This window comes from Arcicella rosea (assembly GCF_014204325.1).
GTDB classification, from domain to species: domain Bacteria; phylum Bacteroidota; class Bacteroidia; order Cytophagales; family Spirosomataceae; genus Arcicella; species Arcicella rosea_A.
This window is the reverse complement of sequence record NZ_JACHKT010000003.1, coordinates 145,484-158,653: the sequence shown is the minus strand read 5'-3', so window position 1 is coordinate 158,653 and position 13,170 is coordinate 145,484. Positions and strand designations below refer to the sequence as shown.

Below are 13,170 nucleotides of genomic sequence, written 5' to 3'. Positions count from 1 at the left end.
TGAACTCTCCAACCAAATACTTGATTTTTTTTCTTGTATGTTGATTCTTGTATCCTAAAGTCCTCAAATCTTCCAGTCACAAAATCCTAAAGTCTTAAAGTCCTAAAGTCCTCAAATCTTCCAATCACAAAATCCTAAAGTCATAAAGTCCTCAAATCTTAAAATCAAATTACAAACCCTTTTCACGAATATACCAATCTCTAAAACTCTTTTTTGGTGGTTCAGGCATTTCTCTTTGGTTGTACCAAGGATTCATGCTATTATTCACCAAGAAAGGAGCATTTTTCATAAAAAATCTTCCCAATTTACCCGCTGTTCTAAAGAATTTTGGTGAATTTAAAACCGTTGCCATTGAATTAATTCCAACAGCTTTTACTTTAGAAACATGACCATCTTGTACCAACACTTGTCGCCATTTATACAATTGATCGTGAATATCAATTTTTACGGGACAAACATTTGAACACGAACCACACAGCGTTGAAGCAAAAGGTAAATCTGCATTTTTTGCCATATCTAAATTCGGTGCGAGAATTGAACCGATTGGCCCAGCCACAGCCGAATGATAACTAAATCCACCCGAACGACGATAGACTGGACAAGTATTCATACAAGCCGCACAACGAATACATTTCAAAGAATTTCTAAAATCTGGGCGACCTAATTGCGTCGTTCTGCCATTGTCAACCAAAATAATGTGCATTTCTTGACCTTCACGTGGCTTATGAAAATGACTTGAAAAAGTAGTAATCGGCTGACCAGTAGCACTTCTTGCTAACAATCTCAAGAAAACGCTGAGGTGTTCGGCTTTAGGAATAATCTTTTCAAAACCCATCGAAGCGATGTGAACGTCGGCTAAGTGCGTCCCCATATCGGCATTTCCTTCATTGGTACAAACCACAAAACCGCCTGTTTCGGCAATGGCAAAGTTTACGCCAGTCAAAGCTACCTTTCTTGTTAAGAAAGTATCTCTTAAATGTTGGCGAGCGGCTTCGGTTAAATATTGAGGGTCTGTTGCTCCTTTTTCAGTACCTAAATGAATATGGAAAGTTTCGCCAACATCTGCTTTTTTTAAGTGAATGGCTGGCAAAACGATATGCGAAGGCGGTTCATTTCTCATCTGAACGATGCGTTCACCCAAATCAGAATCTATTACTTCTATACCTTTTTCTTTCAAAAAATCATTCAAATGACACTCTTCTGTCAGCATGGATTTCGATTTTACCATGCGAGTAACACCTTGTTTTTTTAAGATAGAAAGTACTATTTCGTTATGTTCTTTGCCATCAGCAGCCCAGTGTACTTTTATACCGTTTTGCGTAGCTTTTTCTTCAAATTGCACCAATAAATCGTGCATATTCGACAAACCATGATTTTTGATTTGCGAACCAGCTTCACGCAATTGTTCCCATTCTGGAATCTGAAAAACGGCTTTATCACGCTTTGAACGTACAAACCAGAGGGTTTCGTCGTGCCAGTTTACGTAATCTTCGTCTTTATTAAATTCACCCGATGCCGTAGCATGGTCTTTGATTGGAGTATTCATCTGAGACAATTTAGTGATTGAGTGAATGGAGATTGAGTGGTTTCCAAAAAAAATTAATCACTAAATCACCAATCACTCAATTACAATTATAAACTATTCAAAATTTCAGCGATATGCTTTACTTTCACATTTGAGCCTTTTCTTCTTAAAATTCCTTCCATGTGCATTAAACAAGAAACATCTGCACCAGTAATAAATTCAGCTTCATGACGAAGATGGTCAGCTACTCTATCTTTGCCCATTTTGGCTGAAACGGCTTCCTCTGCCACACAAAAAGTACCACCAAAACCACAGCATTCGTCTTTTCTATCCAACTCAATCAACGACAAACCATCAACCATGTTCAATAATTTTTCTGGTTTTGAATATGGTTCGGCAACCAATTCCGACATTTGAGCTAATTTCAAACCTCGCTGTCCGTGACAACTTTGATGTAAACCAACTTTGTGTGGAAAATATGCTTGAAGATTTTCTACTTTTAATACATCAACCAAAAATTCTGTGAGTTCATAAATTTTAGCATTGCTACCATCTTTGCCCAACACATGGTCTTTCACATGTAGCGTACAACTACCCGATGGCGAAACAATGTATTCGTAACCTTTAAAGTTTTCAAGAAAATTTTTGTCACATCCTTTACTGAGATGTTCAAAACCAGAATTTGCCATGGGTTGTCCACAACAAGTTTGATTTAGTGGATAATGTACTTCACAACCAAATTTCTCTAATAGCTCCAAAGTAGCGATGGCTACATTCGGATAAAACTGGTCGATATAACAAGGAATAAACAGCGCTACTTTCATCGTTTTGGATCTACAATTCAATCTTTTCTATAAAGTCCAAAATTACAGTTAAAATACTCTTTAAAGCATACTGTACTCTTATGCGGAAACACTTTGATTGAGTTCTTCGATAAAAGCTCTCCGAAACTGAGAAGGACTTTTCCCTTTGAATTCTCTGAAAACACGACCGAAATAAGATACATTATTGAACCCACAATGAAAACATACATCCGTAATATCCTCGCCTTTCAAAAGCATTTTACAGGCTTGATTTATTCGATATTCATTCACGAATTCTGTAAATGTTTGATTAACATTCTTTTTAAAGTAATTACAAAAAGCAGGAATCGTAAGACTTGACAAATCAGCAACTTCCTGTATATCAATTTCTTGCCTAAAATTATCTTCTACAAATTTGTAGATTTTATTCAAACGTTCTTGATCTTTTAAACTAAAATTGTAACGTATATCGGAAGCATTGAGCAATACATATTCTGTTGATTTTGCAAGAAATTGAAGAATACCAAGTAACTCAATTAGTCTTTCAAAATGAGATAGTTCGAGTAATTTTCTAAAACGAAGATTGAGTTCTTCACGGGTTTCACCATAAAAAGAAATTCCTTGTTTAGAACGTTCAAAAAGTAATTTGATAGCAGACATTTCTTGAACTCTAATAAAGCCATCGCCTAGAAAATTTTCTTTGAATTGAATGACAACTTCCTCGTGTGTGCCAATAGCACCATAACCAAAACCTGAATGCGGAATGTCTGAGCCAATCATCACCAAATCGCCATTGGTATAGTAGCTCAAATGATTGCCGACATGCCTTCTTCCCGAACCCTGAAAGACCAACACAATTTCATATTCTGGATGATAATGATAGCTCCATCTGAAAGTACCAGCTGATACTTTATGATGCAAAATCCTGAAGGAACTCCCTTCATCTGGCTGGATTATTTCAAATTCTGCTTTCATTAAATGTTTTTTATATAAATTATGAATATTTTCATTTTTATGGCTAATTTACTGAAAAAATTACTTCATAATAATATTAATTATTAATACAGTAATATTTTATAATAATCAAAGAGTAGTTTTTTAACCAATATTGTCTGAATTTTGTGAAAGCATTAACCATTTATATAGCAACTTGTTCAATAAGCCAATAACGCCAAAGAAGCGGACTGACGTCCGCTTCTTTTTTTAATATTATAAGTAGCCCCAACCATGAACAACTGGAAAATTAAAGTATCAATATTTATCAATTATTTCCTCTTTGCCATTCTGTTGAATAGCGTTGGTGCTGTGATTTTACAAGTACAAAATACTTATGGAATCTCTGAATCTTCCGCTTCGATATTAGAGGCATTTAAAGATTTGAGTATTGCTGCTGTTTCGTTTTTGGTGGCATCGTTTATTGTAAGAATTGGCTATAAAAATTCTATGCTCATTGCATTAGGAATCGTTTCAATTACTTGTTTAATGATGCCTTTTTTAAATCAATTTTGGATGACAAAATTGTTATTCGCTTCTATTGGTACTTCGTTTGCTTTGATAAAAGTTTCGGTTTATGCCACAATTGGCTTAATCACCAAAGATAAAAATGAGCATATCAGCTTGATGAATTTCATCGAATCGTTCTTTATGATTGGCGTGCTTACTGGCAGTTTTGTATTTAGTGCTTTTATAGACGACTTAAATCCGCAGTCATCTGCTTGGGTAAATGTTTATTATTTATTGGCTGGTTTGGCGGTCTTTGCATTTATATTATTGTTGACTTCCCCTTTGGATGAATCAAGTATAAAAAAAGAAAGTACTGAAAACACTTTGGGTGGTTTTAATGAAATGCTTCGTTTGGTAATTGTTCCAGTAGTTTTAGTTTTTGTAGCGAGTGCCTTTATTTATGTATTAATTGAACAAAGTATCATGAGCTGGCTCCCAACCTTCAATAGTAAAGTTTTACATTTACCTGCCAGTTTGAGTATCCAAATGGCAAGTATTTTAGCGGCTTCAACAGCAATTGGCAGATTTTTGGCAGGAATTGTACTCCAAAAAATCAAATGGCTTTTTGTGTTACTTACTTGTGTCGTTTTGGCAGGCATTTTGGTTACTGTAGCGTTACCACTTGCCAAGAATTTAGGCAATGAAGTAATTACAGGTTGGGGAAATGCACCTATCGTTGCATTCATTTTTCCGATGATTGGTTTAGTCATTGCACCAATTTATCCAGCGATTAATTCCGTTATTTTAAGTTCACTTCCTAATCGTCAGCATGGAGTAATGTCGGGTTTAATTGTGATTTTTTCAGCATTAGGTGGCACAACTGGTTCATTAATTACAGGACATATTTTTGAAGCTTATGGTGGCGAAAGTGCTTTCTACTTTTCATTAATTCCACTGACTATTTTAATTGTTTGTTTGATTGTTTTCAACAAATTATCAAACAGTGAAAAAGTTGAATTAAACAATACAGGAGGACATTAATTGATATTTTTAGCTTGAGTATTATTCCATTTTTATAAACAATCAATAAAACAAAAAGCTACAAGGGACAAAATCATTTGAGCGATTATATACTTTGTAGTATTAAATCAAGATGTCCAACAACAATCACTTAAAGCCAAATCATCTCTTCGATGAATTGTTCGTCGCTGTGCAGATGAGCAATATTTTTCCTGACTCCAAAACCTTTAATGATTACATTCCAAAGTATTCATCTGAGCTAATTTTGGAAAAATATTTACAAGAAAAAAACAATCCCTCTTTTATCTTAAAGCAATTTATTGATAATAACTATACAGCCAATTCTATCCCGTCAAACGATTATAAAAGTGATACTTCAAAACCAATCGCTGAACATTTATCAGCTTTATGGTCGATTCTTACTCGTGAGCCAAGTCAACAAGAACAAGAAGGTTCTTTAATTCAATTGCCTTCACGCTACGTAGTTCCGGGTGGCAGATTTCAAGAAATTTATTATTGGGACAGCTACTTTACGATGCTTGGTTTGCAGGAAAGTGGGCAAATTGATTTGATTGAAGGCATTATAAATAATTTTGCTTTCTTAATTGATAAATTTGGCTACATTCCAAATGGAAATCGTACTTACTTCTTGGGGCGTTCGCAGCCACCATTTTTTTCTTTAATGGTTGAATTACTCCGACAAGAAAAAGGTGATGAAGTATTGCTTAAATATTTGCCTGCTTTAGAAAAGGAGTATGACTTTTGGATGAAAGGTAAAAATCAATTGACTAAAGACAAAGAAAGCGTTGCCATTAATAGAGTAGTAAAAATGCCAAATGGAGGTTTTTTGAATCGATACTGGGATGAAAACAATACTCCACGACCAGAAGCATATAAAGAAGACCTTGAATTAGCTGAACAAGCTACAGGAAATACCTCAGAAATTTATCGACACATCAGAGCCGCCGCAGAATCTGGTTGGGATTTTAGTAGTCGCTGGTTTAAGGATGGTCAAAATATGACTACCATTCACACCACGGATATTATTCCTGTAGATTTAAACTGTTTACTCTTAAATCTTGAAAAGACTTTATTTAAAGCTTTTTTATTGCTGGATGATAATTTTTCGGCCAACAAACTCTATAATGCCTCAAAGCAAAGAGAAAAAGCCATCAAGAAATATTGTTACAGCGTAGAAGCTGGCTTTTACTTTGATTACGATTTTGTAGCACAAAAAAATACTGAAGCTTATACTTTGGCGGCAACATTTCCACTGTTTTTTGAAATTGCTAATAAATTTCAAGCAACCAATGTTTCTAGAATCATCAAAGATAGATTTTTGAAAGATGGCGGTTTAATTACAACTACTACCAATTCTGGTCAACAATGGGATGCACCAAATGGCTGGGCACCTTTGCAATACATTACTTTTCAAGGATTAAAATCTTATGGATTTGATATTTTAGCTGATAAAATCAAAACCCGTTGGATTCAAAGTAATGAAAATGTGTATTTGAAAACAGGTAAAATGACCGAAAAATACAACGTAGAAACACCAAATACCGAAGCTGGTGGAGGAGAATATCCAAACCAAGATGGTTTCGGATGGACAAATGGCGTATTTTTGAAATTTTTAAATTGTAAGTAAATCATTCTTCTTTTAAGACACATCATGTTTATTCTAGTCGATAAACATGATGCTTTTTGCTTCTCTCCCATCTTGCTCAAAAAAATAAATCGGCACCCCTGCAACAAAAGTCTCATTCTCTTCCTCTTTTACAAAAATGTTAAAAAACGTTAAGTACTTTTTTATTAACTAAAAAAATAGTTAATTTGATTTTTGATATTTAAACCTCCACAAAATCAACTCTAACATCATGAGAAAATCTACTTTATTGCTATTATTTGTCTTTCTCGCCTTTTCTACACTTGTCATGGCTCAAAACCCTGCCAGAGTAACCATTAAAGGTATAGTTCAAGACACCAACTCAACCGTTATGTCTGGTGCAACGGTTATGTTACTTCAACCCAAAGATTCTGCTTTGGTCAATTTTTCAAGAGCGAACGACAAAGGTGCTTTTGAATTCAGAAATGTTAAAAATTCAAATTACTTACTCAAGATTTCCTACGTCGGATTCCTTCCTTTTCAGCAAAATGTCAAACCTTCGGAAACAGATATTGCAGACTTAGGAGCAATCAAAATCAAACCCATTTCCCAAGAATTATTAGAAGTAGTTGTTAGAACAGCCAAAGCACCATTGAGTATCAAAGGTGACACAATTGAATACAATGCAGCTTCTTTTAAAGTACCGCCAGGGTCTTCTGTAGAAGATTTACTACGCCGTTTACCCGGTTTGGAAATTGATGCCAGTGGAAATATCAAAGCACAAGGGAAAGATGTTAAAAAAGTATTAGTTGATGGAAAAACGTTTTTTGGTGATGACCCAAAAGCTGCTACCAAAAACTTAGGTGCTGAAACAATTTCTAAAGTACAGGTTTTCAATGGAAAATCTGACCAGGCTTTATTGACTGGTATTGACGATGGGAAAAAAGAAAAAACTATCAATCTTGAATTAAAAGACGAATACAAAAAAGGGGCATTCGGAAAAATTACAGGTGCTGTAGGAACAGAATCAAGAGGTGCTTTCAGAGGTAACTATAACCGTTTCAATAAAAAAGAACAGTTTTCAATACTTGCTTATGCCAATAATATCAACGAAACGGGTGTGAATTGGAGTGATTATGGCGAATTCAAAGGAAATAATACTTTCAATCAAAATGATAATGGTGACTTTGGTTTTGGCGGTGGCGGTCGATACTATTTTTCTGATGGCGGCGGTATTACCGATAATTTTGATGGAAGAGGTTTTACCAAAAACTTTGGTAGCGGGGTGAATTATAACTATACTTATCAAAAAACGAAATTGAGTACTAGCTATTTCTACAATCAGACAGATTTAAATCTTGACCAATTTCAAAACACTAAAACGTTCCTACAAAATAATTCTTTCTCTACAACTGATACAACAAAAACCACTAATTTCAGAGGAAACCACAGTATTGCTGGACGTTTTGAACAAATGCTCGATTCAAGCAATACATTGATTACCAAAGCAAGTTTACGTTTTAGTAATTCTAACGGAACAGATTTGAAAAGTCAGCGTTACTTAACCCAAGAAAATGCACTTCGTAATGCTGTAGCAATCAATAATAGTTCAGATTTGAATGCCTTTAACTTTTCAGGTACTGCTATTTTCAGACATAAATTCAAAAAGAAAGGACGTACTTTGGCGGCTAGTTTGATGTACAATGTTGCATCTACAGATGGAACTGATAAACTTTATTCATTAACAAAGTTTTTTGCAGCTCAAGATGTCAACGAACAAATCAGAGCCATCAGTCAATTAAATCAAAATGCCAATAATACAAACTTTTTGAAAGGTGGATTAAATTTCTTAGAGCCACTTTCAAAGAAAATCTATTGGGAAAGTTTCTATAATTTCAGTAACAATAAACAAGAAGTGGGAAGAAATGCCTTCAATGGTTTATCAAACAATGAGCGTTTTGATAGCTTGAGTACATTTTACCAAAACGATATTACTTATAATAGAATTGGTAGTAGCATACGTTATTCTCATGCAGGTATTAATGTTTCAGCTGGTTTAGCTGGGCTTCGTTATGATTTGAATGGAAAAGTTTATCCAAAAGAAGGCACTCCTTTAACTACTGAAATCAATAAAAGCTACGATGCACTTACGCCAAACCTTTCTGCAAGTATCGACCTGAAAAATAATACTTATATAGGCTTCAACTACAATTTGAATGTAGAAGCACCAAGTATCACCGACTTACAACCGGTTGTTAATAACAATAACCCTTTTTACATCACAAAAGGAAATCAAGATTTATTGCCTGTTAAAAGTCATGAAGTTGGACTTGATCTTTACAAATTTGACCCTTCTACTTTTACCAACATTAGCTTGTGGACAAGTTATAATTATTACCAGAGTCAGGTAGTTTATAATCAGGAAGTAAATCCATCAAATTTTGTTACAACAACTCGTCCAGAAAACATTTCAGGCGGTACTCGTTTCAATACAGGGCTTTACACAAGCTTTCCGATTGTAAAAACGAAACTTACAGTTAACCTTAATGGAAATGTTAATCTTACGAATAACCCAACGTTTATCAACGGAGTTAAAAATGAAACCAATAACCAAGGTTATAACATTACTTTAGGTTTTAGCATTACTCCAAGTGATAAATTATTAATGGGACTTAGTGGAAGTTTAGGTTTCACCAAGGTTAAATATTCTATTGAAGAAGGACAAAATCAGAACATTAATACAAAAGGTTTGGATGCCTCTTTAAAATGGAATTTTGCGAAGAAAACCTTCTTTGAAACAAATCTTGATTATAATGGCTATAAAAACGACCGTTTCGGATTCAATCAAGACATTCCAATCTTGAACTGTTCTGTAAGAAGATTACTGATGAAAGACAATAAAGTTGAGCTTCGTTTAGCAGCATTTGATGTTTTCAACAAACGTCAGACAATCACTCAACGTGGTTACCAAAACGTTGTAACAAACCAAACTGCATTAACGTTAGCTCGTTATTTTATGTTGAGCATTACTTACAACGTAAAAGGACATGTGGATAAATTAAAGAAAAATAATGGTTGGTAATAAATGGTTATGAAATTTGAGCAATGTTTAGCTTAAAACTCAAAGCCAATAAGTACTCCATTTTAACAATTAGAAATCTTAGCACATGAAAAAAATATTAATAATTGCATTCATTTTGTTCTCTATACAAATGTATGCACAAACCAATGAGGGAACTGTTTACTTCACTAGAACAACTTATTGGACAAAAATGAATAACCAATTAAGTTATTTGAGCAAGCAAGAAAAAGAAAAAATGACTTATATGTTTGCTGGTAAAGACGATTGGAAAGAATACATGTTACTTCATTACAATGATAATGAGAGTAAATATGTTGCTTCGGAGGAGAAGTCTGAGGAATCGGAAGGCTATGCTTGGAGAAAGGAAGAATTTAGTGTCGCCAGAAATTTCACTAAAAATACGATGTTAGATGTATTTGAAATTCTTGGAAAAACCTACATCATCGAAGATTCTTTACAAACTCCCAATTGGAAAATCTTGAATGATATTAAAGAAGTAGCAGGACATATTTGTATGAAAGCCATGATTGAAGACACGCTAAAAAAGCAGAAAATAATCGCTTGGTTTGCACAAGATATTCCTTCTAACGCTGGTCCAGAAAGGCTTTGGGGACTCCCAGGCTTAATCCTAGAATTAGACATCAACGACGGGACAGTATTGATTCAAGCATCAAAAATAGAGTCTAAAAAACTTACTCAAGAATTGGCACCGCCCAAAAAACTGAAAGGCAAAAAAATGAATGAAGTAGCCTATCAAGAAATGCTGAAGAAAATTATTCAAGAAAAAATCAAGGAAGAACGAAATCCATTTTGGTTTATTCGATATTAATAATAAAAAAGGCTGCCCAAAAAGGAAATAACAGCCAAATATTCTTTGGTAAAAACTTCACCCCTAGCCTCCTCTCCTGCAAAGAGGAGGCTTTTTAGCTAACAAAGCTACCTTCTCAGCAGAGAGGGCGGCAGTCGCTTCACTCTTCCTACTTATGCTAATACATTTTCGCCAACGACAAGTATTTCTTTCGCTTTCTCCACTTCCGAAAAAGTACCGTGTGCCACTAACATAAATTTCCCACAATAGTTTCTTCGGTATGATAGTCTTTGCCAACAATCGAAAGTTGTTCCCTATTATCAATCAGAAATTGAACCTGAGCTAAAAGCAGGGAAAAATATACTCATTGTAGCACATGGCAATAGTTTGAGGGCATTGAAGATGTATGTAGAAAGTATTAGCCCAGAAGAAATTGTAAAAATAAATATCCCAACAGGAACACCAGAGAATTATCTTTTTGACGAAAATATGAACCTCTGTAGCGTTTCTTACTTGTGATACTTCCCTTCAACCTCAGCCTAAACAAGCGAGAATACTTCTTGCTTAACCAAGCAATAATAAGTTATTTCTTCAATGCGAAATATAAAAGATTACATGGTCGCATCATTTGATACTGATAAACAAAGTCAATTCCCGATGATTTACGCTCAAAACTTTCAACAATTAAAGAAATGGAAACTGATTTGGAAGAGTGATAAATGAAATTTCTTCTTATTTTGATATATCTTTGCAAAAAACGAAAACAAGCAATTTATCGAATAAAAAATTAAAAAGACATATAAATTTTAGCGTTTAGCTTAACAATCCTGTCCTCTGAAACGTAGGAAATTTCAAAATGTACACAGGGAAAGTTAAAGTTCAACGCCATGCGGTTTGCGTGGCGTTGTCTTGCTTTTGTGTACAAGGTTTCCTACGACCACAGAGACAAAGCAGACAACGTTCCACGCTTTTTTTATGTGTTTTCTGCCGTATGGAAATCAAAGAAATACTTGAAAATACTCTCCGAAAAGAACCGAATCTATTGAGTGATAAAGGAGAAATTAAAAAATGGATTGTCATTAATAAAGCTCAAAATTATGATGAAACGCTATTAGGGCTTTTATTAGATGAGCCACGTTTAAAAACACTATTTTTTAAAGAAATTAAAAAGGCTTGGGTTTTTAATCTTAATCTTTTTACCGATTTTATTGAACAAAAAGAGTTTTTACCTGATAGTTATACAGGATTTCCTAATAAAATTGGCTTACAAATTGGGGGTAAATTCTTACGTCAGCGTAATGAAGTTTCTTTGGTATGGCCCTATAAAGATTGTGTTTTAGAGGGAGGACAAAGCAGAGAAGAAGACGCTCGAAAAGAAATTTTCTTCAATGAATTATTGGCACAGGATGAAATAACACAACTTTTTGAACCCAAAGTGATTACCAACGTTCAGTATTTTGGTGATGCAAAAGAATTAAACTCTACCTCAAACTTACTCATCAAAGGCAATAATCTATTAGCCTTACATAGTCTCAAAAAACGATTTACTGGCAAAGTAAAATTGATTTACATTGACCCTCCTTACAATACAGGAAGTGATAGCTTCCAATATAATGACTCTTTCAATCATTCTTCATGGCTAACTTTTATGAAAAATCGTTTGGAAATAGCTAAAACTCTTTTGAGAGAGGATGGGGTAATATTTATTCAATGCGATGATAATGAGCAAGCATATCTAAAAGTTTTGTGTGATGATATTTTCGGTAGTAAAAACTTTGTAGAAACTTTTATATGGAAGAATACGGATAATGCACCAGCATTATCCAAAAAAACCAGAAAAAACATAGAGTTTATTCATTGCTATGAGAAAAAGATGGATTATGATAAATCGTATGTAGGTAGAAAAAGTGATAATGACGATGCTCCTTTACTTAATTCTGGAAATGGAATATCTACATTGAAATTCCCGCCTAATAGTATAAAATTTAAAATTCCTGACGGTCAAATACATCCTAATAATTATGAAAAAATAAGTTTACTAAATACTTTAAACATAAAAGATAGTACAAATACAGATGAAGTTATTTTTGAAGGAAGATTTAAGTGGAGTCAATCAACTTTGGAACGAGAGATAGGATTGAAAACCTATTTCTTAATCAAAAGTGAAAAAATGTCAATTAGATATCAAAGAGAAGAGGCATCTATAATGGCACCTGACAAACTCATTGACCAAAATTATCTTTCAAAAGCTATTGGGATAGAAACTAATGAAGATTCAAAAAAGCATTTAGAATTATTAAAATTATCCTTTACGTCATTTCCTAAACCTGAGACCCTTGTAAGTTTTCTAATAAAATCTGTAACTGACGAAGATGATATAGTTTTAGATTTTTTTGCAGGCAGTGGAACAACGGCAGCCGTCGCTCATAAAATGAAACGACAATATATAGGTATTGAACAAATGGATTATATCGAAACGGTTACAGCAGCAAGACTAAAAAAAGTAATTGAAGGAGAACAGGGTGGTATTTCCAAAACAGTCAATTGGCAAGGTGGGGGAAGTTTTGTCTATCTCGAACTAAAAAAATACAACGAACACTTTGTTGAAAAAATCAGAGACACTCAAAATACTGATGAATTATTGAAAGTTTGGGAGGAGATGAAAAAAGTATCTTTTCTAAATTATAACATCGACATCAAAGACCAAAATAATGCCATTGATGAACTCAAAACGCATTCGCTTGAAGTTCAAAAGCAAAAATTAGTATCCATCTTGGATAAAAACCAGCTTTATGTATCCTTATCGAATATGGATGATGCTCAGTACGGAGTAACAGACCAAGAAAAAGAATTTACTAAAGCATTTTACCAAAATGATTAACT

8 protein-coding genes and 1 pseudogene are annotated in these 13,170 nt (G+C 34.1%); 6 read left to right on the top strand and 3 right to left on the bottom strand.

Annotated features, from left to right (window positions below; genetic code table 11):
• Window positions 1-169: 169 nt before the first annotated feature.
• The 3 genes from HNP25_RS03445 to HNP25_RS03435 all read right to left on the bottom strand — a co-directional run bounded on the left by HNP25_RS03445 (window position 170) and on the right by HNP25_RS03435 (window position 3,303).
• Entirely contained in the window at window positions 170-1,546 is a 1,377-nt protein-coding gene (locus tag HNP25_RS03445) for a lactate utilization protein B (RefSeq protein ID WP_184130331.1), read from the bottom strand.
• An 86-nt stretch (window positions 1,547-1,632) separates the two neighbouring features.
• Complete coding sequence (locus HNP25_RS03440) at window positions 1,633-2,349, bottom strand: (Fe-S)-binding protein (RefSeq protein WP_184130328.1); 717 nt, start codon at window positions 2,347-2,349, stop codon at window positions 1,633-1,635.
• Between the two features lie 78 nt (window positions 2,350-2,427).
• Entirely contained in the window at window positions 2,428-3,303 is an 876-nt protein-coding gene (locus tag HNP25_RS03435) for an AraC family transcriptional regulator (protein ID WP_184130325.1), read from the bottom strand.
• Between the two features lie 252 nt (window positions 3,304-3,555).
• Here HNP25_RS03435 and HNP25_RS03430 point away from each other — a divergent pair, with 252 nt between their 5' ends.
• From HNP25_RS03430 to HNP25_RS03405, 6 genes and pseudogenes are all read left to right on the top strand, one after another.
• Window positions 3,556-4,812 carry an MFS transporter gene (locus tag HNP25_RS03430; RefSeq protein WP_184130322.1) on the top strand — a complete coding sequence of 419 codons (1,257 nt, stop codon included), beginning with the start codon at window positions 3,556-3,558 and terminating at the stop codon, window positions 4,810-4,812.
• A 112-nt stretch (window positions 4,813-4,924) separates the two neighbouring features.
• A complete protein-coding gene (gene treF / locus HNP25_RS03425; RefSeq protein ID WP_184130320.1) occupies window positions 4,925-6,439 on the top strand; it encodes an alpha,alpha-trehalase TreF in 1,515 nt (504 codons plus the stop codon).
• A gap of 229 nt (window positions 6,440-6,668) precedes the next feature.
• On the top strand, window positions 6,669-9,479 hold the full coding sequence (locus tag HNP25_RS03420; protein WP_184130317.1) for a TonB-dependent receptor: 2,811 nt from the start codon (window positions 6,669-6,671) through the stop codon (window positions 9,477-9,479).
• A gap of 85 nt (window positions 9,480-9,564) precedes the next feature.
• Window positions 9,565-10,308 carry a GLPGLI family protein gene (locus HNP25_RS03415; protein ID WP_184130315.1) on the top strand — a complete coding sequence of 248 codons (744 nt, stop codon included), beginning with the start codon at window positions 9,565-9,567 and terminating at the stop codon, window positions 10,306-10,308.
• A gap of 291 nt (window positions 10,309-10,599) precedes the next feature.
• Window positions 10,600-10,806 (top strand): annotated as a pseudogene (locus HNP25_RS03410) (2,3-bisphosphoglycerate-dependent phosphoglycerate mutase); the annotation flags it as partial.
• 337 nt (window positions 10,807-11,143) lie between these two features.
• Window positions 11,144-13,168 carry a DNA methyltransferase gene (locus HNP25_RS03405; RefSeq protein WP_184130311.1) on the top strand — a complete coding sequence of 675 codons (2,025 nt, stop codon included), beginning with the start codon at window positions 11,144-11,146 and terminating at the stop codon, window positions 13,166-13,168.
• Window positions 13,169-13,170: the final 2 nt, after the last annotated feature.